The organism is Staphylococcus ureilyticus, from assembly GCF_025558845.1.
Taxonomy (GTDB): Bacteria; Bacillota; Bacilli; order Staphylococcales; family Staphylococcaceae; genus Staphylococcus; species Staphylococcus ureilyticus.
Genome location: NZ_CP094825.1, coordinates 406,032 through 428,860 on the forward strand (window position 1 = coordinate 406,032; position 22,829 = coordinate 428,860).

Below are 22,829 nucleotides of genomic sequence, written 5' to 3' on the forward strand. Positions count from 1 at the left end.
AAAATTTAAGATGAGTATATTCGCTGCTATATAACTAAAATTGATAATTAACTTAATGAGCGAGAGCAGATATACTCATCTTAATAATTCTTATACATAATCGAGTGTTGCTTTTAAATATTCAAGTAGTTATTTATTCAATAAGAAATGGTGGGTGTATGATGTTTTTACTTATTAATATTATTGGGTTAATTGTGTTTTTAGGTATTGCTGTACTTTTTTCCAGAAAGAAATCAGATATCCAGTGGAAATCTATTGGCATTTTAGTCGTAATTAACTTATTCTTAGCATGGTTCTTTATGTATTTCCCTTGGGGGAAATTAGCGGTTCAATTATTGGCAAATGGTATATCATGGGTTATTGATTCTGCACATGTAGGTACAGGATTTGCTTTTGCCAGTTGGACAAATACAGAAATGATGGATATGGCTGTGAGTGCGCTATTTCCAATTCTATTAGTAGTACCACTTTTTGATATTTTGATGTATTTTAATATTTTACCCAAAGTTATAGGTGGTATTGGTTGGGCTTTAGCTAAAATTACACGTCAGCCAAAATTCGAATCTTTCTTTGGTATAGAAATGATGTTTTTAGGCAATACAGAAGCATTAGCAGTTTCAAATGAACAATTGAAACGCATGAAAGAAACACGTGTGTTAACAGTGGCAATGATGTCCATGAGTTCGATATCTGGTGCAATTGTTGGCGCGTATGTATCGATGATACCAGGTGACTTAGTACTAACTGCTATTCCTTTAAATATCATTAATGCAATTATAGTTTCTTCTATTTTAAATCCTGTTTCTGTGGAAGAAAAAGAAGATATTATTTATAGTATCCGTAATGAAGAAATTGAAAAACAGCCGTTTTTCTCATTTTTAGGAGATTCAGTATTAAATGCAGGTAAATTGATTTTAATCATCATTGCTTTTGTTATCAGTTTTGTTGCACTTTCTGATTTAATTGACCGTTTTATTAATTTAATCACAGGTATTATCGGTGGTTGGGCTGGTATAAAAGGAAGTTTTGGCCTAGATCAAATTCTCGGTACTTTTATGTATCCATTTGCTTTATTACTAGGATTACCGTTTGATGAGGCATGGATAGTGGCACAACAAATGGCGAAAAAAATTGTGACAAACGAATTTGTGGTGATGGGTCAAATTAAAGATGTTATTGATTCATACTCACCACACAGACGTGCAGTTATTGCAACATTTTTAGTATCGTTTGCGAACTTCTCAACAATAGGGATGATTATTGGAACATTGAAAGGCATTGTAGATAAGAAAACATCTGATTTTGTTTCGCAATATGTTCCAATGATGTTGCTTGCAGGAATTTTAGTATCGTTAATGACAGCTGGATTTGTTGGTTTGTTTGCTTGGTAATGATTGGTTGTAAGTGAATGACTCACTTAAAGATGATATATGTCGAAATAATTGTCTAGGTCTATCAAGCATATAAGATAATTAAATACAGTGAATTTATAATCGATCGTCTTGAAGTAAAAGTTGTATTAATTACTTAGTTGATATCAATAGACGGTAAAAAAAGGAGCGTTATTGATATCAATAACGCTCCTTTTTTATATTAATGCTTGTTCGTATATGTATTATGATGATTTTAAAATAAAAAATAAAGCCAAGTAATTGACGTGAGGAGACACATGCAATATTACTTGGCTTTTACGGGAAATGAATTAATTGTATATTAATAGTAAGGACTAGGTACTAAAAATATACTCGAGCAAAAATTGTTTTGTATGTTACTATAAACAACACAAAGGAGATGGCTTCTTATTGGCAATCAATAAGAAGATAAATTTTATTATAGCAAAGGAAAGTGTATAAGTAAACCGAAAATTCAGAATTTTTGAACTTTTAAAAGTGTAATAAAAAGAAATCTTATAATATCAAGGTTTTACAAGTAAGTGATTCAGAATTTTTTTCAAATATTGTTGTGGTATGTTCGATAGTTTGCTAATATTCAATTGATTGAAGTTAATATGAGGGGGTCATGTGGGTGAATAAAACAGTACGAGATTTGTTATTCGTTATAATTGGGTCATTTATATTTTCAGCAGGCGTTAATACTTTTATTATATCTGCTGATTTAGGCGAGGGAGGCGTGACCGGTATAGCTATCGTACTTTATTATGCCTTTCACATATCTCCTGGTGTAACAAACTTTGTATTTAATGCAGTACTTATCGCTATAGGTTACAAGTTTCTAAGTAAGAGAAGTATGTATTTAACGATAATAGCGACAATATTAATCTCACTATTTTTAGAATTAACAGTGAGTTGGAAAATTGAGACAGGTAATATTTTAGTTAATGCAGTATTTGGTGGCATGTCTGTAGGTCTAGGTATTGGTATTATCGTACTTGCTGGAGGGACAACTGCAGGAACAACGATTTTAGCTAGAATTGCTAATAAATATTTAGATGTTAGTACACCTTATGCACTGTTGTTCTTTGATTTAATTGTTGTTGCAATTTCATTAACAGTAATTCCTGTTCCGAGTGCGTTGGTTACAGTAATCTCACTTTATATCGGTACAAAAGTAATGGATTATGTCATAGAAGGTTTAAATACGAAAAAAGCAATGACGATTATTTCTAGTAAACCAGATGAAATAGCTAAAGTGATTGATGAACAGGTAGGACGTGGGTTGACAATTTTAAATGGCAGAGGCTATTTCTCTAAACAAGAAAAAGACATATTGTATGTTGTTATTACTAAAACACAAGTTAGTAAAGCGAAACGTTTAATCAAACGCATTGATAACGAAGCATTCTTAGTGATTCATGATGTTCGTGATGTTTATGGTAATGGTTTTTTAATTGATGAACATTAAAAATGAAAAAATGCTAATTAAAACCTTGATGTATGGATTAGATCCTACATCAAGGTTTTAATTTGTGTATCGTTACAATAATCCGATAACTAAGAAATTACTTATATCGCTAAAAAACTGTGTGGCAATTTTAAATATATTCATAAACCATACATTTTGCTTGCTATCATAAAACATTTATTAGTCATCATATCTAAAAAATGATATAATATCATCTGTGATAATGATTATCATTTAAAGGACAAATTACAATAAAAATGACATAGATATAGATTGTTTTTGGTACATTTTGTATTAGGAAGAAGGGAAATTATGACTCGATTAGAAGGAGAACAAGTTACGATAGGTTATGGGGATAATGTTATTGTAGATAATTTAGATGTTCATATTCCGACTGGTAAAATCACATCTATTATAGGACCCAATGGTTGTGGAAAGTCTACATTACTAAAAGCATTGTCACGTCTTTTACCGATTAAAGATGGCGAAATTAAATTAGATGGTGAAAATCTGCATACACAATCAACAAAAGAAGTTGCCAAAAAAATTGCGATTTTACCACAATCACCAGAAGTGGCCGATGGACTTACGGTTGGAGAGCTTGTTTCATATGGTCGCTTTCCACATCAAAAAGGATTTGGGAGACTTTCTGCGGAAGATAAAAAGGAAATTGATTGGGCCATGAATGTAACAGGTACTTATGAATTTCGATTACGTTCTATCAACGATTTGAGTGGTGGTCAACGTCAAAGAGTATGGATTGCGATGGCATTGGCTCAAAGAACGGATATTATTTTCTTGGATGAGCCTACAACATATTTAGATATTTCACATCAATTAGAAATTTTAGAATTAATTACCCAATTAAATCAAGAACAAGGTTGTACTATTATTATGGTGTTGCATGATATTAATCAAGCAGTTCGATTCTCAGATCATCTGATTACGATGAAACAAGGAGACATTGTTGCTGCTGGAGGTACAGAAGATGTTTTAACCAAAGAAAACTTAGAAAAAGTATTCAATATAGATGTAGAGATTAGTACAGACCCTAGAACAGGGAAACCTATGCTAGTTACCTATGATTTATGTAGAAAAAGCTATTCAGAAATTTAGGTGTAATCATGGCTACGCAAAAAAAGGGAAAATTAAGCTTCACAACAACATTAATAATTAGTTTGGTTCTGTTAGTCATTGCTTTGATGGTATCAATATTGATTGGAGATGCTAAAATTCACATTTCTACAATATTTGATGCGATATTTAATTATGATAATAAGAATCAACAACATAATATCATTAGTGAAATACGTATACCAAGAGATATAGGAGCAATGCTTGTGGGTGTAGCATTAGCGACTTCAGGTGCAGTCATTCAAGGCGTTACTAAAAATGGTTTAGCAGATCCGAGTTTAATCGGATTAAATTCAGGCGCTTCATTTATGTTAGCGCTAACTTTTGCATTTTATCCAACAGCACCATTTATAGTGCTTATGATTGCAGGATTTATCGGAGCAATCATGGGTGGATTTATTGTATTGATGATTGGCAGGTCAAGAAGTGATGGCTTTAATCCGATGAGAATTATACTGGCCGGAGCTGCCGTAAGTGCTTTGCTAACAGCCTTAAGTCAAGGTGTAGCGTTATTGTTTAGATTAAATCAAAGTTTAACATTTTGGAGCGCTGGTGGAGTTTCTGGTACGACTTGGGGGCAGCTTGTTTGGGCAGCACCATTTATTATTATTGCATTAGTTATCATTATTGCGATGAGTAAACATCTAACTATTTTAAATTTAGGTGAAACTTTAGCAATTGGATTGGGACAAAATGTTGCTTTAACACGTGCAATTGCTTTGATTATATCCATGGTTATGGCAGGTATTGCCGTAGCAATGGTGGGTCAAATAGCATTTGTAGGACTAATGGTTCCACATATTGTACGTTATTTAGTTGGTACAGACTACGCTCGTGTTCTGCCATTAACTGCTGTTATTGGCGGGTTATTGCTACTCGTTGCTGATACGGTAGCGCGCATGTTAGGTGAAGCTCCAGTAGGTGCAATCATTTCATTTATTGGCGTACCTTACTTCTTGTATTTGGTTAAACGAGGAGGACGCTTTTCATGATAGACCCAAAATTAAGATATAAACAGTTCATTACCATGATTATTCTTATAATATTGGTGGTATTCGCATGTGCTTGGAGTATGACTTCAGGTGAATATAAGATGTCTATAGGTACTTTTTTTAAAACGCTTATAGGTCAAGGTGAATATACCGACACACTCATACTTATGGAATTTAGATTTCCGAGAATGGTTATTACTATTTTAGCTGGTGCTGCTTTAGCAATGAGCGGAGCTATCATACAAAGTGTAACTAAAAACCCTTTAGCGGAACCTGGTATTTTAGGTATAAATGCAGGAAGTGGGTTTGCTATAGCACTATTTATTGTAGTTGGTCAAGTGAATGCAGATAATTTTGTATATGTATTACCAATTATAAGTATGATCGGTGGTATACTGACTGCGCTAGTTATTTTTTCATTTAGTTATAATAAAGGAGAAGGTATCACACCAGCAAGTATGGTGTTAGTAGGCGTGGGTATGGCTACTGCTTTAAGTGGTGGGTCCTGGACGTTAATGTCAACATTTGACGAAGATCAATCAGAGTTTATTGCTTCATGGCTTGCGGGTAATATTTGGGGCGATGAATGGGCGTTTGTAATTGCCTTTTTACCTTGGGTCATTGTACTGATACCGTTTTTATTATTAAAAGCGAATGTTTTAAATTTATTAAATACGCATCAACATATTGCTCAAGGTGTAGGTGTGAAAATTGGTAGAGAACGAATTGTATTATTGTTAATAGCAGTAGTTCTGTCGTCAGCTGCAGTATCCGTGGCAGGAGCTATTGGTTTTATAGGTTTGTTAGGTCCACATATTGCTAAATCAATTGTTGGTCCGAGACATCAAATGTTTCTACCAATTTCCATATTTATTGGTGCCTTTTTACTTGTGTTGGCAGACACTGTCGGACAAGTGATATTACAGCCTTCTGGTATGCCAGCTGGTATTGTTGTATCAATCATAGGCGCACCTTATTTTTTATATTTAATGTATAAAACAAAATCAGTTTAAATATGAAAATAGAAATCATTAAATGTTTGTGTGTAATAAATAAGTATGCAATAAAATTTCGTTATAACTAGATAGTCATTTAAGAAAAACATACAGATGGGGGGGTTTAGAATCAATTTTGAAAAAGATTGATTGAGAACCCGCTCTTTTTTTAAATAAACCCTTTGAGTTGTTAGCGTTTACATTTGTGTGTAGGGTATACTATAAGTGAATAGTGAAAACAGGAGGTCCTCAATATGAAAAAGCTCATTAAAGATAAAACACAATTTTTACCAGATATGTTAGATGGTCTTTCGATTTCAAATAAAAATGTCGAAGTAATTGCTGATACGGTGGTTGTACGTAAACATAAAAAAGAAAAAGGCGTAGCGATTGTATCTGGTGGTGGCAGTGGTCATGAGCCAGCACATGCAGGTTACGTAGCGCAAGGTATGTTAGATGCTGCAGTGTGTGGTGAGGTATTTACATCTCCAACGCCAGATAAAATTTTAAGTGCGATTAAAGCTGTGGACAATGGAGATGGTGTACTGCTTGTTGTTAAAAACTATGCAGGTGATGTCATGAATTTTGAAATGGCACAAGAAATGGCAGAAATGGAAGATATCCAAGTAGAAACCGTTGTGGTCAAAGACGATGTTGCTGTTAGTGATGAAGCACAACGTAGAGGTGTTGCTGGTACAGTATTTGTGCATAAAATAGCTGGATATTTAGCAGAAAACGGAGCCTTACTATCGCAAATTAAAGAAAAATTAAATGAATTATTACCAACTATCAAATCAATAGGTATGGCATTAACGCCACCATTGGTTCCAACAACAGGTCAATATGGCTTTGATATAGATGATAAATCTATGGAGATTGGTATCGGTATACATGGTGAAAAAGGTTTCTCACGCCAAAAAGTTGAAAGTGTAGATTTAGTCGTAGAACGATTGATTGCCGAACTATTGAATGAGATAGATGATGAACGACTTATTGTGATGATAAACGGTATGGGAGCTACACCTTTATCTGAACTAAATATTGCAACTAAATACGTGGCACAACAACTCGAAGATAAACAAAAAGACGTAAAATTATGGTTAGTTGGAGACTATATGACTTCATTAGATATGGAAGGTTTATCAATAACATTTTTACCATATACGGAACAAGTTTATGAAGCATTGATTGCACCGACAAGTAGTCCATACTTTAATGCTTAAATAAAAAATATAGGTTAGGAAGTGAAGCGGAATGAATGTGTCAGAGTTAAAAGAGAGATTGCTTAATTTAGTTGATGTCTTTGAAGAGAAAGAATCATTATTAACAGAATTAGATAGAGCAATTGGTGACGGTGATCATGGCGTAAATATGTTAAGAGGGTTTAAAGCTTTACCCGACCAGCTAGATGATAGCTCTGTGTCTGCATTATTAAAATCTACTGGTATGACTTTAATGTCTAATATTGGTGGTGCTTCTGGTCCACTTTATGGATTTAGTTTTGTGAAAATGTCTCAAGTTGTCGGTGATGAAATTGATAAAGAGAATTTAAAAACAATGCTTAACACATTTTCGGAGGCAGTTGCGCAACGTGGAAAAGTAGAGTTAAATGAAAAGACAATGTATGACGTCATTGAACGTACCAACAAAGCGATAAATAATGGTGAAACTTTATCATTTGAAGATTTACAATCTTTAGCAGAAGCAACTAAAGATATAGAAGCAACGAAAGGTAGAGCAGCCTATTTTAAAGAAGCGTCAAAAGGGCATGTGGACCCGGGTGCACAAAGCAGTGTATATATTTTAAACGCATTAATAGGAGCTGATTAATATGACACAAATTATTATTGTAAGCCATAGTAAAGAGATAGCAGATGGTACAAAAGCGTTGGTAAATCAAATGGTAGGAGAGAATATTAAGATTACTGCACAAGGTGGTGTGCATGGTGAAATTGGCACATCATATGATGATATCCAAACAATGGTGAATCAAGTAGATGACGACGCATTATGTTTTTATGACATAGGTTCTGCTGAAATGAATACAGATTTAGCGATTGAGATGTATGAAGGAGAGCATCGTTTAGAAAAAATAGATGCCCCGATTGTTGAAGGTACTTTTACTGCAGCAGTAAATCTTTCTGTAGGAAAAACGATAGATGAAGTGTTAGATGAGTTGAATACGAAATTTGGCTAAGTCAACGTATTAATCAATGATCTCTTTCAAGTAGTTATAATGATATATATAGCGTATGTCGTTCTAACTGCTTCAATTAACTTGACAAAAATATTCTTTTTTATATGAATATATAATTAAGATATGGTAAAATGAGACTTAACTGTTAAAGAAATCTGGATATCTAGGAGGACATTGCAATGAAAGAATTGATACAAAAGCATGTCTTAAACGGCGAATTTGAATCAGTATACCGTCTTATGTCCCAGACAGATTTTATGGAATTTGAAGAAGCTTATATCTCAAGCGCTCATGAAGTGGAAAGTATCATGTTTTATACGTGTATTTTAGATATGATGAAAACTGAAGAAACAGCAGAAATGCATGACTTAGCTTTTCTACTACTCGTTTATCCATTAAGTGAACTACAAGGTGCTTTAGATTCTGCATATTATCATGCAGAGTCATCCATAAAACTTACTGACGGCAAAGAAGTAAAAAGCTTATTACAGATGTTGTTATTACATGCAGTTCCTGAACCAGTCATTTCTGATAAAAAAGCATTAGAGATTTCTCGTCAAATACTTAAACTAGATCCAACAAATAGCGTTGCGCGTAATGTACTAAAAGAAACAGCTAAACGTTTAGATAATGTTGTCGTTGATTTCAATGAACTTAATCGTTTTAAAAATGCACATTAACTTGAGTAAGTGACAGTTAAATCATAGAATAGTGTTTAATTCTGATGTGAAAACAATTGTATATGAAAATGACTTTTTGAGGTTGAGACAAATTGATTGTCTCAACCTTTTTCATGAGCATAGCTCAGGTATTTATTTTAAATCAGTAAAGTTTCTGCTCCGTTTTTATTTTCATTATTGTTATAACATTAATGAAAATAAGACTTAAATTTATTTTTTATATTTGTTTGGTATAGTGGATGATGATGCAATGAAAATTTTTTCAAAAAATTTTTCATTATAATTTTTGAATTATTATGAAATTTAGAAATGTATAAATTTGCAAAAAGTTATTGAAATTTATTCATATTTATAGTGTATCTTGGAATTGACGATTTATTTTTAAAAGATAAAATGAATTATTAAAAAGAAATATATTGCTTAACTATTATGTTTAATTTTAATGAATTGTGCAAATCTTAATTTTCTCATGTTGCAAATTACAGTCAGTACGTTATAATTACAAAATGTGTTAACTATGAGGAGGTTATTTATCACATGGGGTTGAATAAAGAAGCTATAAAAATTGGTTTCGCTTATGTCGGTATCGTAGTAGGTGCTGGCTTTTCAACAGGACAGGAAGTTATGCAATTCTTCTCGCCATATGGCTTATGGTCATATATTGGTGTTTTACTTTCTGGGCTAATTTTAGGATTTATTGGTAGACAAGTTGCGAAAATTGGTACTGCGTTTGACGCACAAAACCATGAATCAACTTTGGACTACTTATTTGGAAATGCGTTCAGTAAAATCGTAGATTACTTACTAATCTTTTTCTTATTTGGTATTTCAGTTACTATGATTGCTGGAGCAGGATCAACATTTCAAGAAAGTTTCGGTGTACCAACGTGGTTAGGTGCATTGATAATGGTAATTGCAATATATATCACACTATTGATGGACTTTAATAAAATCGTACGAGCTTTAGGTATTGTTACGCCATTCTTAATTATATTAGTAGTTATTATTGCTGCTTACTATCTTTTCAATGGTAGTATTTCATTAGGTAAAGTTAACGAAACTGTACCAAGTGACAGCTTATGGTTAGGTATACTTAAAGGTATTAACTATGGTGGTCTTGCATTTGCGGTAGGATTCAGTACTATTGTCGCTATAGGCGGCGATGCTTCAAGACGTCGTGTTTCAGGCGCTGGTGCGCTATTTGGTGGTATTATTTATACCGTGTTATTAGCGTTAATAAACTTTGCATTACAGTCTGAATTTCCAAAAATCAAAGATGCAGATATTCCGATGTTAACATTAGCAAATGCAATTAATCCTTGGATAGCACTAGTGTTATCAGTAATTATGTTAACAGTAATGTATAATACAATTCTTGGTTTAATGTATTCATTTGCAGCGAGATTTACAGAACCGTATAGTAAAAAATATCATATCTTTATCATAGTTATGGTGCTTGTGGCTTATGGTTTAAGCTTTGTAGGTTTCGCAGGTTTAATCAACTATTTATATCCAATAATGGGATATGTTGGTCTTATTGTTGTTATTGGAGTACTTATTAAGTATTACAGTAGAAAACGACAAAACAAGAAATTTATTGCTTAACTTTTAAAAGTGAAAAATTGTAAATTGATATATGATATAACTCAGCTTGCTAACGTTAGCAAGCTGAGTTTTCTAGTTTATTATCCTTGTAATACTATTGTGAACTTATTTATTATGGTACAATGCTTCCGAAAGGAAAGGTAATCTATGAAGAAAAAACATAAATGGACCCTTATCACAACGTTTATCATATTCACGGTTGTAGTAGTGATGGCAGTACTTTTAAAACTACAGTATGATAGACAAAACTCGAGTAGAGTAAATGAAAAAGTTCAAATTAATAATAAAAATGTGAATGCTTTTACAAATATCACATATGGAAAAGGGGCACCCAATAGTCGACTTGATATATTAACGCCAAATGAATTAGATCAAGATAACAAACTTCCAGTCATTTTTTGGATGCATGGCGGAGGATTTATTGCGGGAGATAAACAATATAAAAACCCATTATTATCTAAAATTGCTGAACAAGGATATATTGTGGTGAATATTAATTATGCACTTGCACCAGATTTTAAATATCCTACCCAGTTACAACAGATTGATCAAGCGGTAAGTTTTATTAAGAGAAATAAACATGAGTTACCAATTGATTTCAATCAAGTTATTTTTGGCGGTGATTCCGCAGGTGCGCAGTTATCAAGTCAATACACAGCAATACAAACGAATAAATCTTTAAGAGAGGATATGAACTTTAAGCAACAATTTGAAGCAGATCAGCTTAAAGCAGCTATCTTTTTTGGTGGCTTTTATGACATGAAGACAGTTAGAGCAACAGAATTCCCAAGAATTCAGCTCTTTATGGAAAGCTATACTGGAAAACGAGATTGGGAACAGCAATTTAAGTATATAAGTGAGATGTCTACCATCAATCAAGTTACAGAAGATTATCCGCCAACATTTTTATCTGTGGGCGATGCCGACCCATTTTATAGTCAGAATATTGAATTCTATAAAAAATTAAAGTCAACAGACGTACCGGTAGATACATTATTTTATGACGGTTCTCATAAATTGAGACATCAGTATCAATTTCATATGGAATTGCCAGAATCACAGCAAAATATGAAAGACGTCTTAAGGTTTTTAAGCAGAAATACAACTTCTTCAGGCGTTGAAACAGAATATCAATCTGAAGAAGCGAATCCAAATGGAGTTGAATTAAACCCATATTAGATATCGATGATGTAACTATGTTTGATTTAAATAACATCAATGTTTTAAGAAAATTAAAAAACACTTTCGTTGAATGCAAATGAGATGTATTCATACGGAAGTGTTTTTTTATTAATAATGTATAGACTCGATTTAACTTAGTCGTTCTTTTGACTCAACGATTGAAATTGAAATAGAAGGATATACAGAACATATGGAAGTGATAATCTAAAGGTGTAAGCAAGCTAGGTTTGGTTGGTATCATATACACTTCAATAATGGTTTAATTGTTAAAATATAGATGAAGACGAAGTTGTCATTTGGATATTTATCCAAAAACGATTAAACTGCAAATAAGGAACTATTTACTAATTTATTACATTAAAATCATTAAATTAGTAATTTTGCCATGATATATTTATTATAATATCGATGATCAATAAACAATTTATCTTTAAGTTCTCCTTCGACTTGATAGTTTGCACTTTTAAATAAATCAACAGCGGTCGTATTTTCGGGAACTACTTCAACTTCAATACGGTGAATGTCATGGTTTAAGCACCAAGCTTTTATGGAATTAATTAATGATTGTCCTAATCCTTTTTCACGATAATGCCTTATAACTCCCATAGAAAAGTGTGCTTCATGTCGTGTACGTTCGAAATTTTCGGTAGTGACAATTGCAAATCCTACGAGTTCGCCATTGTTTTCTGCAATATAAATTGCATTAGAAGGAGAAGTTATATAATGTTCTAAGGTTGCAATAGCATCCGTATTAGAGGGCGCATACTCACCAGGATTGTATATCAAATAATCAGATTCATCATAGATTGTACTTAATAGTTTTATAAAAGGTTCTATATCGTTGATACCAATTTCTCGAATTTGATGAACCATATTTGTCCACTCCTCATTTCTAATTTTTAAAACTCAGTTATAGTATAACTTAACATCATTAACATGAATTTACTAGGGAATATTAAAAACAAGAAAAATATATGATAAAGGATGTCGTATAATGAAACCAAATATATTGCTTGCGGGTGTTACAGGTTATATAGGAAAATATCTAATTGAATCCATTAAAGATGAAGGAATCTTATATACATTGTCTAAGTATCCAAAAGAAAAAGAATATCAAGAAATTATTTGGCTTGAAAAAGATATTTATAACTATAATGATGTTTTAACTGCTATGGACGGTATAGATATTGCAATATTTTATTTAGATCCAACCAAGCATTCTGCTAAGCTGACGCATGCAACTGCTAGAGATATCAATTTGATAGCTGCAGATAATTTTGGGAGAGCTGCAGCCAAACAAGGTGTGAGTAAGATAATATATATTAGTGGTAGTCGCTTTGATGTTGAAACGAAGCAGCGTTTATCAGCATACGGTACTAAAGTAGAAGAAACGACGGCAGAAGTGGCCCGCCCTCACGTAGCAGTTGAGTTACAGACTTCGAAATATGATGATGTCAGAAGTGCGTTAAGTATACAACTACCGATGAATTGGACATTAAGCCAAATGGTAACATATTATTTTAAGTGGCTAGATGAAACGAAAGGAACATTGTTGCATACAGCAAAACAAGGGGATAATTTCATTGTGTACATGAAAAACAAATGCAAACCTATACTAGTATTGTGCAAAGAGAATACTGAAAAAGACATCATTACGTTGTATCTTGTGAGTGGTAGAATTGTAAAACCTAATTTAAAAAAGCAAGGGAAATTAGAATTTCGCAAATTAAAAGACACACAACAAGTCATCGTTCATTTGTTTGATTATATTCCTAAATTAATTTGGCCTGTTTATTACTTAATGCAATCACCTTTCCAAGATTTAATGATGCGAGGATTTGAAATTGATTGCCGCATTAAACATTACCAAGGTCGAATTAACTCCGGGGAAAATATAAAATATACAAAATAATTGAGGTGAGCTTATGGAAATTTTATTAGTGGAAGATGATATGACTTTATTTAAGGAACTTAGTGAAGAGTTGGAACAGTGGGACTTTAATGTTAATGGTATCGAAGATTTTAATCTTGTAATAGAGAAGTTTAAAGCGGTTGATCCGGCAATAGTTATTATGGATGTTAAACTACCCAAATATGATGGGTTTTACTGGACGAGAAAGATTCGCGAAATATCAAACATACCAATTTTATTTTTATCTTCAAGAGATAATCCAATGGATCAGGTAATGAGCATGGAATTAGGCGCAGATGACTATGTTCAAAAACCATTTAATACAAACATTTTAATTGTTAAACTACAAGCGATTTATAGACGCGTTTATCAATTTAGTATAGATGAGAAAAGAGTCATAACTTGGCAACAAGCGACACTGGACCTTACTAAGGATAGTATTAATAAAGACGATCTAGTCATATATTTATCTAAAACAGAAATGATTATTTTAGAGATGTTAGTGAAAAAACAAGATACGATTGTTACTAGAGATACATTAATAACTGCACTTTGGGATGATGAAGCATTTGTCAGCGATAATACCTTAACAGTCAATGTGAATCGGTTAAGAAAAAAGCTTGCAGATATTAATATGAAAGATGCAATTGAAACGAAAATCGGTAAGGGATATATGGCTCATGGATAGTATGAAATGGGTATGGTTATTCCTGCGTTCACGTAAAAACTGGATATTTTGGTTGCTCGTTTTACAATTCATCTTTTTAGGTATTGCTTTTTTAGATTATGATTTAAATGTAAATAGTGTTTTATATATAATTATTTTAAATATAGGGTTAAGCTGTATTTTCTTATTATTTACATATTTAAAAGAAGTTAAGTTTTATAAGCACTTAGATGATAATATAGAACCCGAAGCGTTAAAGCATAAATCATTGGCAGATACTCCGTTCCAAGAAGAAATGTTAGCATATTTATATCATCAAATTACGACACAAAAAAGTTTAGTGACTAAGCAAAAACAACAAATCAAATCTACGGAAGCTGCGTTAACAGATTTTGTGCATGATATTAAGACGCCTGTCACTGCTTTAAAATTATTAATTGAAAAAGAAAGCGATGATAATAGAAGACGTGCACTCTTATTTGAATGGACACGTATCAATGACATGCTAGATAAACATCTATTTCTGACTCGATTAGAGTCGCAAAATAAAGATATGTATTATGAAAATGTTTACTTAAAACGTTTAGTTATCGACGAAATACAAATCACTAGATATATTAGCCAAGCGAAAGGTATAGATTTTGAACTTGAATTTGATGACAATTATAAAGTATATACAGATACGAAATGGTGTCGCATGATGATAAGACAAATTCTTTCCAATGCTGTTAAATACAGTGAAAACAGCACGATTCATGTAAGCGGCAAACTACTCGAAAACCATGTGACGTTGGAAATTAAGGATGAAGGTAGAGGAATCAGCAAAAAAGATTTGCCAAGAATTTTTGATAAAGGTTTTACTTCAACGGAAAATCGTAATGAAACGACATCTTCTGGAATTGGTTTATATTTGGTGAAAAATGTAAAAGAGAAATTAGGGATAACTGTTCATATCAATTCTGAAGTTAATAATGGAACGAAAGTGCAATTTGTTTTTCCAAACCAAAATGAAATTGTTAGCATGTTATCTGATTATTGATATTGCTCATGTACGTTGTATAAAAAACTCTATAACCATTAAAAAAGCGACGTTTGACGCATAAATGATGCGATGAACGATAAGAAGGCAATTTCTAATTTTATGGAGAAATTGTCTTTTTTTATTATCAACCTTTGATGCAATTAAAATAAAACATATCTACATTTAACTTTATTTAGGATGAAATAGAGCGCAGAATAAAATTTTTGATAGTATCTACAAATTCAAAAAATCAACTTTCTTTTGAACTAATTGTATCTAATTTAAGTTTGATATATAGAAAAATAATTGTTGCTTAAAAATAGTAATTATGCAAATATTGCTATTGTGTGTTTCGATATATGAATTTATAGATTTTAAAATCATTTTTGAAAAATTATAAATTTCACAGAACAATATACACAAAATTATTAATTTAACGAAAATGTAATGTTAAGAATTTGTAAATTTAATTGTAGGATTGTTAAATTTGTGCTATTTTCAAATAAGGACAAATCAACATTTGTGAGATTTTTTAAACCTAGTAAGCAAAAACTCATTTACATAATTTTAATAAAATTAAAACAGTAATGGGTCTATTGTAAATCTTGCCAATCTTAATTTGTCTAGAAAAGAATGTAATTTTTTAAATTTATTGAAGGTGATTGTATTGGTCACTGTAAATGGAGGATTTTTTGAATGTTTAACAAGAAAAAAGATAAGTTCATGGTGAAACTTGAAGAAATGGTTTTCAACTTAGACCGTGCAGCAATTGAATTTGGTAAAATGGATTTTAATACACACTTAGACCTTAAAGCATACTCAGATAATATTAAAACTTACGAATCACATGGTGACGAGCTCATGCATCAAGTGATTTCGGATTTGAACCAAACATTCATTACACCTATTGAACGTGAGGATATCCTCTCTTTATGTAACGCTATTGATGATGTTTTAGATGCAATAGAAGAAACATCAGCAATGTTTGAAATGTACTCTATAGAATATACCGATGAATATATGGCTGAATTTGTTGATAATATCCAAAAAGCTATTGCTGAAATGAAATTAGCAGTAGGCTTACTTGTCGATAAAAAATTATCTCACATGCGCATTCATTCTATTAATATTAAAGAATTTGAAACTAACTGTGATGGTATATTACGTCAGTCAATTAAACATATTTTTAACAGTGAAACTGATCCTATCACGCTTATTAAAATCAAAGAGATTTATGAAAGTTTAGAAGAAATTGCCGATAAATGTCAAGCTGTAGCGAATAACTTTGAAACAATAATAATGAAAAATAGCTAAGGAGTCCTAACTTATGGAATATATTTTGATTATCACAGTAGCTATCGTTATTTTTTCTTTGATATTTGACTTTATCAATGGTTTCCATGATACAGCCAATGCCGTCGCTACTGCTGTTTCAACACGTGCATTAACTCCTAGAACTGCGATTATTTTGGCGTCAGTTATGAACTTTATTGGTGCGTTAACATTTACTGGAGTTGCAAGTACGATAACAAAAGATATTGTAGACCCATTTAAATTAGAAAATGGTCTAGTTGTGGTTTTAGCTGCTATTATGGCAGCAATTATTTGGAATTTAGTAACTTGGTTTTTTGGAATACCTAGTTCTTCTTCACATGCCTTAATTGGATCAATTGCTGGTGCAGCAATTGCTTCTCAAGGTACATTTGCTGTACTACACTATCAAGGCTTTACAAAAATAATCATAGTATTACTTTTATCACCAGTTATTGCGTTTTGTGTTGGTTTTATTATGTATTCAATTGTTAAAGTAGTTTTCAAAAATGCAAATCTAACGAAAACGAATCGTAACTTTAGATTTTTCCAAATTTTCACTGCTTCATTACAATCATTTTCACATGGTACAAATGATGCACAAAAATCAATGGGGATTATTACTTTAGCACTTATAGTTGCGAATATCCAAACAGGTACAAGCACTGAGCCTCAATTATGGGTTAAGATTGCCTGTGCTACTGCAATGGGGTTAGGTACAGCTGTTGGTGGTTGGAAAATTATCAAAACAGTTGGTGGAAATATAATGAAAATACGTCCAGCTAATGGTGCAGCAGCGGATTTATCTTCTGCTTTAACTATTTTTGTTGCGTCATCACTACATTTCCCACTTTCAACGACACATGTTGTGTCTTCATCTATATTAGGTGTGGGTTCTTCTAACCGCATTAAAGGTGTGAAATGGAATACAGCACAACGTATGATTGTGACTTGGGTAATTACATTGCCTATTTCAGCATTATTAGCTGCTTTAATATATTTTGTGATTAATATTGTTTTATAAATATTAACAAAAATGAGTAATAAATAGCTGAATAACTTTAAAATAAATTCAAGATAAAAATTCTGTGACATAAATACTAGAAAAATAGCACTCAGATGATTCAATTCATCTGAGTGCTTCTTTGTTTTATTCCATAATTCGTATAGTTGGTTCGTATTCTTAGGTAGGGGCTTTATACCTGTAGTCTTCAGCTTGTCCTGTTCCTTCAAGCATCTCGTCAAAATACATGTACACGTATGTAATTTTATATTGAAATACTTAAAAAAGCACTTACGTATATTTAATAAACACTACTATACTAAATTATCAAGATGCTATATCGTATCATCCTAAAATATTTTATACTACCAACATAATAGGGACTTTATTGGTAGTAGGTAGTGTTTTTGTGTGTGCATTTCTGTGCGCTGCCTTTGCTTGTAGTGTTCGACTAATGCTATGTAGTTGTCATAAATGATTGTCGAGATTAAAATATATATAAATAAAGTAAGTAAACAAAATAAAGCGTCAATTTCTATAAAAACCTTATAGAAATTGACGCTTATTTATTAATGTTAGAGGTTTAAGATGCTTCCTCTTTTTAATGAATGTAATTATAGCTAGAAGCAGTAGATGCTGGAATTGTACGATAATCTACTGTACCTGGAGGTGTATTATAATTCATTTCTGATATTAAAATACTGCCATCAGGATTTACTTGCTCAACATATGCAACATGACCAATTGGACCTTCGTAATTTTGCATGATAGAACCAGCAGTTGGCGTGTTGTTTACTGTGTAGCCGTCTGCTGCAGCATTGTTAGCCCAGTGATCAGCATTCCACCAATATGTACTAATTGGTTGTCCAGTTTCTGCTCTACGGTTAAATACATGCCATGTACATTGACCCCAATCATATAAATTAGCGTCACTAGCAGAATTATTACCAGTAGAAGGCGATTGTGTAGCAGTGTTACCAGAACCACCTGAACCACCAACACTTGCTCCATTTGGAATCTTAAGTGATTGACCAGGTTGGATTAAATAACCATTTAGATTGTTCGCTGACATTAATGCATCAACTGAAACACCATAATTGTTAGCAATGATATTTAATGATTCACCAGATTTAACTGTATGTGAAGAACCACCTGATGTTTGTGAAGAAGCGTTTGAACTTGAGCTTTGACCACTTCCACCAATTTCGATAACTTGTCCCGGAAATACCATGTTGTTATCGAGGTTATTGTTTTGTTTAATCTCATCTACTGAAACACCATATTGTTCTGAGATTGTCCATAGTGACTCACCTGATTGTACTGTATGCTGTGTTGATGCTTCAGCTTCATGGTTAGCAATAAATGCTGCTGCACCTGAAGCAGCAGTGACTGCAAATGCAAACTTTTTCAAAAGAACTCCTCCTCACACCTATATAAATAACTCATTTTAAATTAAATATATCTGTTTGATTTTCTTTAATTGAATTCATGTTACATACTAACAAAAATTAGGTGACTTGTGTCTATTGTTATAGAGATGTAACATTATTAACATTTTAGAACATTGAGATGTAAACCTAATAAATACTTTTGTTATGGACTTTAAACGAAATTTTGGTTTTGAAATTCATTTAAAAATTTATGACTTTGTAACATTAGAAAACGTGTGGAATTCAATTAACGTTAACATCTTTTTGGAATTGATAGTTAAAATGTTTGATTTTAGGTGGAATAGTGAAAATGAAAGTAATGCATTTAATATAAACAAAACTTTAACAACATTTAAGCACATTAATCACATATGTTAAAGAATACATTCTAATTAATGTGTAAGATGTTATAACATCTAAGGAGTGAAATGATTGGCTGAATCAACACAACAAATTAATCAAAAACAATCTAAATCAAAGCAGGATAAATCCAATTCTCATGCGTATGGTAAAGTATGGTTATTCTTTATTTATTATTGGATTATTTTTGGCATTGGTTGCTATTTTGGGCAGTTTTTACCCATGGAATGGAGAAAACCACTCTCTATCGTCTTGCTAGTTTTAGTTTTATTTACAGTTTTAACGAATCGTGCACGTAAATATGGATTGGTAATTTCACATATATATGCAATTATTGTCGGTTTATTGTCCTATGCTACATTTACAGCTTATTTGCAAAATTTAGGACCAGAAGTGTTTTATAAAAATGTGTTACTAGCAATAGGTGCTTTTATCGCATTTGGTTTAATTGGCTATTTCATTGTCGATAACGCTTCAGGAATGGGTAAATATTTATTTGTAACATTAGTGGCTCTGATTGTTGCTGGAATCATTGGTATGTTTGTGCATAATCCAATTTTCCATACAATCATTACAGTAGTAGGCTTACTATTATTCTTATTATATACAATATATGATTTTAATCGTATGAAACGTGGTCAGTATTCTCCACGAGAAATGGGATTCAACCTATTTATCAATTTATTACACATTATTAAATATGTACTAAGACTTGCGAATAAATTTAAAAAGTAAATATTAGATTTAAAATTAAAAAATATGAGTTATAAATTCTAATAGAAGTGAGAGCCGTAACTGGATTTTTACAGAAATTCAGTTGCGGTTTTTTTTTTGATTATTATTTTGCTTTTAATTTTTATTTGTCTAGTATCTTAAAATGATCATTACACAATATTCAGCTAATATAAGATTGACATGCAACGATGGCTTTAGTTTATGATTACATAATAATGTTATATAACAACTTATTTTATCATTAATAAAATATAAAAAAGTTAGAATTAAGGACGATGAATGAAAAAATATGTTGACAAATTAAATTATTATATTCAAAATTATGTAATGGTAAAACATGTACTTTGAAACTAAAACAGTGAATGTTCTATTTTCAAAAGATGAAAATATAAAAGAAATAATCAATTTTATAAAAATGATTTTATATGTATGGTGTATAACAGAATATGAGAGAGGTTGGAATATGGAAGTACAGTGTTTAAATATTATTTCTAATAATTTTTATCCTACTAAACGTGTAACAGATGGCATACTAGTATTATTGCCAATAAAAGGAGTATTAGAAATTCAACAATTTACAGCTAATATAAAAGTTGAAACGGAATTGTTAATCGTAAACCATACAGAAATTTTTAGCATTAAACGCAATGAAGCAACCATTTTATTATATATAGCGAGTGATTGGTTTTTAGAACGAGGTTATCCTTTTTTTGATTATCAATACGCCTCTAAGTTGATTCAGTCTACAGCACAATTAACTAAATCCTTAATTGAGCTGACGAAACACTATTTGAACGATACTTTAAGTTATGATATTTATGAAAATTACATGGTCAAAATTGTTGAAATTATTGCTAATGAAGCTAAAGTAGATTCGGATTATTTATCCCAACAAACTGATCACGCATACTTTGGTATTACTGGAGAAATACTTGATTATGTAAATCGTAATTTGAAGCAGCCATTAACATTAAAGTCAATTGCTGACCATATATTTATTTCACAATCAAATATATCTAGTCAATTTTATAGTAAGCTAGATATGAATTTTAAAACTTATGTGGATACATTAAAATTGGCGGCATCTATGAAAGAGCTATTGGATAGTCAACATACCATTGGAGAAATATCTGATTTATACGGTTTTAGTAGTGCAGCACTTTACAGTAAAAAATTCAAGCAATATTACGGTTACACACCTAATCAATATCGTAAACTCTCAAAATACAATAAGTATTTATATTTTCCTTATGAAACATTGAATGTCACATTTAAAGATCAAGTAAAGGCTCAACTTACTCCAAAATTAGAAGATAGTTATGTACAAAACAATGAAATTAGTATTTGTACTGATCATTTTTTGGATAATCGTAATTCGTCCATGATTATTCAAATTTACACAATAGCAGAGTTATACCAATTGTATACTGATCCTAAAATGAGTTATTTGTTTGAAAATGAGAAACAGATTTATATTTATTGCAATATCAACGTAAAAGATATTCAACAATACATTTCTGAACAAAAAACATATAAAGCTTTTGACTTTATCATATCAAACAATGCTAATTTGGTACTTCAAATCTACGAAAGTCAAGATGTTGAAATATATTTGAATCAGATTTGCAAACCCTATGCGGCTTATTTGCAAACTAGCACAAAGTTAAACAAAGATTTACTAAAAAAGATAAGCTATTGTTTTGATTTAAGTACAATGTCAATAAAAGAGATATACCGGAACATTATCAAAATTAAACAATTTAGAGAGAATGTAAAATTTGGTATTGATATTACTCGTTTATTTAATGAACCAGATGCTTTTAAAATGATGGAAGTACAATTAAAGAGAATTGGTTTTGAATACTATTTTGTAGATAATCAAAAGTTATCAGTGCCATGTTTTAATGAATCACATGAAATGCTGTTGACGAAAGAAATTTTTAAATTTAATTATATAAGAAAAATCATGGCAGAAATGTGTTTGGAAGATAGGTATTATTTTTTATTAAATGTAAGAAATAACTTTTTATTGCATGACGAGTCAATGAATATTATTGAGAGTCCACCATTGTTAGTCGGTGTGTTTAAAAGAATATTAAAACATTTTTCAGGCATAGGTGTAGATTTGATACAGCAAATGAACGGTAATGAGGCGTTATACTTATATGATAAAAGTGGTTTCCGTACATTGGTAGGAACTATGTTTCATCGCTTAATAGAAAAAACACGGTATAATGTTTATGAACATGATTTTTATACTATTATTGATCAAGTGGATAAAATTAGCGTTTATATCAGTGATTGGCAAATTATGGAAAATGAAGTTTCAAAACACTATACAACTAAAATGTCTGTTAATATCAATTTCAAAGATTTGAAGTTAAGAAAAAAATATTTAATTTTTAAAGAGACATATAATAATGCACATGGAAATATCAATTGTGTGATACCTTGCAATTTGCGCGAGAAATATCAGTGGTCCGATATATTTATAGAAAAAATTGAATCATATAATCAGCCACGCATAAATGTTTTCGAACATTCATTTAACGACAAATCTTTAAGCGTAGCAATCGATCATAATACTGTACACATTATTGATATTTATAAATAAATATTTAAACCTAAATTATATAATTAATTTAACATGTTTTGTGATATTCAATTTACTGCTGTTCGTAATAATGATAAAGCTATAAAAATAAATGATAAAGACAGAGTTACTTTTTTTAGAGATAATGAA

20 protein-coding genes are annotated in these 22,829 nt (G+C 31.4%); 18 read left to right on the top strand and 2 right to left on the bottom strand.

Going from position 1 to position 22,829, the window contains the following annotated elements; genetic code table 11:
- Positions 1 to 161 precede the first annotated feature (161 nt).
- From MUA21_RS01890 to MUA21_RS01940, 11 genes are all read left to right on the top strand, one after another.
- Positions 162 to 1,391 carry a NupC/NupG family nucleoside CNT transporter gene (locus tag MUA21_RS01890; RefSeq protein ID WP_070657593.1) on the top strand — a complete coding sequence of 410 codons (1,230 nt, stop codon included), beginning with the start codon at positions 162 to 164 and terminating at the stop codon, positions 1,389 to 1,391.
- Between the two features lie 634 nt (positions 1,392 to 2,025).
- Positions 2,026 to 2,862: a YitT family protein gene (locus MUA21_RS01895; RefSeq protein ID WP_046207325.1), complete on the top strand. Its 837-nt coding sequence runs from the start codon at positions 2,026 to 2,028 to the stop codon at positions 2,860 to 2,862.
- Between the two features lie 312 nt (positions 2,863 to 3,174).
- Positions 3,175 to 3,978 (top strand): ABC transporter ATP-binding protein, encoded by an 804-nt coding sequence (locus MUA21_RS01900; protein ID WP_046207326.1) that lies wholly within the window; start codon positions 3,175 to 3,177, stop codon positions 3,976 to 3,978.
- An 8-nt stretch (positions 3,979 to 3,986) separates the two neighbouring features.
- Positions 3,987 to 4,988, top strand: a complete 1,002-nt coding sequence (locus MUA21_RS01905; protein WP_107525578.1) for a FecCD family ABC transporter permease — start codon at positions 3,987 to 3,989, stop codon at positions 4,986 to 4,988.
- Positions 4,985 to 6,001 (top strand): FecCD family ABC transporter permease, encoded by a 1,017-nt coding sequence (locus MUA21_RS01910; RefSeq protein WP_262561697.1) that lies wholly within the window; start codon positions 4,985 to 4,987, stop codon positions 5,999 to 6,001. Before MUA21_RS01905 ends, MUA21_RS01910 begins: the two co-directional genes overlap by 4 nt.
- A 236-nt stretch (positions 6,002 to 6,237) precedes the next feature.
- A complete protein-coding gene (gene dhaK / locus MUA21_RS01915; RefSeq protein ID WP_262561698.1) occupies positions 6,238 to 7,206 on the top strand; it encodes a dihydroxyacetone kinase subunit DhaK in 969 nt (322 codons plus the stop codon).
- 31 nt (positions 7,207 to 7,237) lie between these two features.
- Positions 7,238 to 7,813, top strand: a complete 576-nt coding sequence (gene dhaL, locus MUA21_RS01920) for a dihydroxyacetone kinase subunit DhaL (RefSeq protein WP_070657597.1) — start codon at positions 7,238 to 7,240, stop codon at positions 7,811 to 7,813.
- A gap of 1 nt (position 7,814) precedes the next feature.
- Positions 7,815 to 8,180: a dihydroxyacetone kinase phosphoryl donor subunit DhaM gene (gene dhaM / locus MUA21_RS01925; protein ID WP_046207331.1), complete on the top strand. Its 366-nt coding sequence runs from the start codon at positions 7,815 to 7,817 to the stop codon at positions 8,178 to 8,180.
- Between the two features lie 179 nt (positions 8,181 to 8,359).
- Positions 8,360 to 8,860 carry a hypothetical protein gene (locus MUA21_RS01930; RefSeq protein ID WP_046207332.1) on the top strand — a complete coding sequence of 167 codons (501 nt, stop codon included), beginning with the start codon at positions 8,360 to 8,362 and terminating at the stop codon, positions 8,858 to 8,860.
- A 537-nt stretch (positions 8,861 to 9,397) separates the two neighbouring features.
- The gene (locus MUA21_RS01935) at positions 9,398 to 10,465 is read left to right on the top strand and encodes a YkvI family membrane protein (RefSeq protein WP_262561700.1); all 1,068 of its coding nucleotides are present in this window, start codon (positions 9,398 to 9,400) and stop codon (positions 10,463 to 10,465) included.
- Positions 10,466 to 10,612: 147 nt separating this feature from the next.
- The gene (locus MUA21_RS01940) at positions 10,613 to 11,644 is read left to right on the top strand and encodes an alpha/beta hydrolase (protein WP_262561701.1); all 1,032 of its coding nucleotides are present in this window, start codon (positions 10,613 to 10,615) and stop codon (positions 11,642 to 11,644) included.
- A 369-nt stretch (positions 11,645 to 12,013) separates the two neighbouring features.
- Here MUA21_RS01940 and MUA21_RS01945 read toward each other — a convergent pair whose 3' ends face one another.
- Positions 12,014 to 12,520, bottom strand: coding sequence for a GNAT family N-acetyltransferase (locus MUA21_RS01945; RefSeq protein WP_262561702.1), 507 nt, complete (start codon positions 12,518 to 12,520; stop codon positions 12,014 to 12,016).
- A gap of 121 nt (positions 12,521 to 12,641) precedes the next feature.
- Between MUA21_RS01945 and MUA21_RS01950 the strand changes: the two genes are divergently transcribed.
- From MUA21_RS01950 to MUA21_RS01970, 5 genes are all read left to right on the top strand, one after another.
- A complete protein-coding gene (locus MUA21_RS01950; protein WP_107525574.1) occupies positions 12,642 to 13,559 on the top strand; it encodes an NAD-dependent epimerase/dehydratase family protein in 918 nt (305 codons plus the stop codon).
- A gap of 13 nt (positions 13,560 to 13,572) precedes the next feature.
- Positions 13,573 to 14,247 carry a response regulator transcription factor gene (locus tag MUA21_RS01955; protein ID WP_262561703.1) on the top strand — a complete coding sequence of 225 codons (675 nt, stop codon included), beginning with the start codon at positions 13,573 to 13,575 and terminating at the stop codon, positions 14,245 to 14,247.
- Entirely contained in the window at positions 14,240 to 15,265 is a 1,026-nt protein-coding gene (locus tag MUA21_RS01960; RefSeq protein WP_046207338.1) for a sensor histidine kinase, read from the top strand. The genes MUA21_RS01955 and MUA21_RS01960 overlap by 8 nt, the downstream gene beginning before the upstream one ends.
- Before the next feature lie 678 nt (positions 15,266 to 15,943).
- On the top strand, positions 15,944 to 16,561 hold the full coding sequence (locus MUA21_RS01965) for a DUF47 domain-containing protein (RefSeq protein WP_019468170.1): 618 nt from the start codon (positions 15,944 to 15,946) through the stop codon (positions 16,559 to 16,561).
- Positions 16,562 to 16,574: 13 nt separating this feature from the next.
- Complete coding sequence (locus MUA21_RS01970; RefSeq protein ID WP_046207339.1) at positions 16,575 to 17,582, top strand: inorganic phosphate transporter; 1,008 nt, start codon at positions 16,575 to 16,577, stop codon at positions 17,580 to 17,582.
- Between the two features lie 580 nt (positions 17,583 to 18,162).
- Here the strand turns inward: MUA21_RS01970 and MUA21_RS01975 are convergent.
- Complete coding sequence (locus MUA21_RS01975; protein ID WP_107525571.1) at positions 18,163 to 18,972, bottom strand: LysM peptidoglycan-binding domain-containing protein; 810 nt, start codon at positions 18,970 to 18,972, stop codon at positions 18,163 to 18,165.
- Positions 18,973 to 19,423: 451 nt separating this feature from the next.
- Here MUA21_RS01975 and MUA21_RS01980 point away from each other — a divergent pair, with 451 nt between their 5' ends.
- Together MUA21_RS01980 and MUA21_RS01985 are read left to right on the top strand one after the other, a co-directional pair.
- The gene (locus MUA21_RS01980; RefSeq protein ID WP_046207341.1) at positions 19,424 to 20,086 is read left to right on the top strand and encodes a Bax inhibitor-1/YccA family protein; all 663 of its coding nucleotides are present in this window, start codon (positions 19,424 to 19,426) and stop codon (positions 20,084 to 20,086) included.
- Between the two features lie 463 nt (positions 20,087 to 20,549).
- The gene (locus MUA21_RS01985; RefSeq protein WP_262561704.1) at positions 20,550 to 22,700 is read left to right on the top strand and encodes a helix-turn-helix transcriptional regulator; all 2,151 of its coding nucleotides are present in this window, start codon (positions 20,550 to 20,552) and stop codon (positions 22,698 to 22,700) included.
- Positions 22,701 to 22,829 lie beyond the last annotated feature (129 nt).

Coding starts and splice junctions, on each gene's coding strand:
- MUA21_RS01930 (WP_046207332.1), top strand. CDS start 8,360: ATGAAAGAATTGATACAAAAGCATGTCTTAAACGGCGAATTTGAATCA.
- MUA21_RS01905 (WP_107525578.1), top strand. CDS start 3,987: ATGGCTACGCAAAAAAAGGGAAAATTAAGCTTCACAACAACATTAATA.
- MUA21_RS01960 (WP_046207338.1), top strand. CDS start 14,240: ATGGATAGTATGAAATGGGTATGGTTATTCCTGCGTTCACGTAAAAAC.
- MUA21_RS01900 (WP_046207326.1), top strand. CDS start 3,175: ATGACTCGATTAGAAGGAGAACAAGTTACGATAGGTTATGGGGATAAT.
- dhaM (WP_046207331.1), top strand. CDS start 7,815: ATGACACAAATTATTATTGTAAGCCATAGTAAAGAGATAGCAGATGGT.
- MUA21_RS01985 (WP_262561704.1), top strand. CDS start 20,550: ATGGAAGTACAGTGTTTAAATATTATTTCTAATAATTTTTATCCTACT.
- MUA21_RS01955 (WP_262561703.1), top strand. CDS start 13,573: ATGGAAATTTTATTAGTGGAAGATGATATGACTTTATTTAAGGAACTT.
- MUA21_RS01945 (WP_262561702.1), bottom strand. CDS start 12,520: ATGGTTCATCAAATTCGAGAAATTGGTATCAACGATATAGAACCTTTT.
- MUA21_RS01910 (WP_262561697.1), top strand. CDS start 4,985: ATGATAGACCCAAAATTAAGATATAAACAGTTCATTACCATGATTATT.
- MUA21_RS01950 (WP_107525574.1), top strand. CDS start 12,642: ATGAAACCAAATATATTGCTTGCGGGTGTTACAGGTTATATAGGAAAA.
- MUA21_RS01965 (WP_019468170.1), top strand. CDS start 15,944: ATGTTTAACAAGAAAAAAGATAAGTTCATGGTGAAACTTGAAGAAATG.
- MUA21_RS01970 (WP_046207339.1), top strand. CDS start 16,575: ATGGAATATATTTTGATTATCACAGTAGCTATCGTTATTTTTTCTTTG.
- MUA21_RS01935 (WP_262561700.1), top strand. CDS start 9,398: ATGGGGTTGAATAAAGAAGCTATAAAAATTGGTTTCGCTTATGTCGGT.
- dhaL (WP_070657597.1), top strand. CDS start 7,238: ATGAATGTGTCAGAGTTAAAAGAGAGATTGCTTAATTTAGTTGATGTC.
- MUA21_RS01890 (WP_070657593.1), top strand. CDS start 162: ATGTTTTTACTTATTAATATTATTGGGTTAATTGTGTTTTTAGGTATT.
- MUA21_RS01940 (WP_262561701.1), top strand. CDS start 10,613: ATGAAGAAAAAACATAAATGGACCCTTATCACAACGTTTATCATATTC.
- dhaK (WP_262561698.1), top strand. CDS start 6,238: ATGAAAAAGCTCATTAAAGATAAAACACAATTTTTACCAGATATGTTA.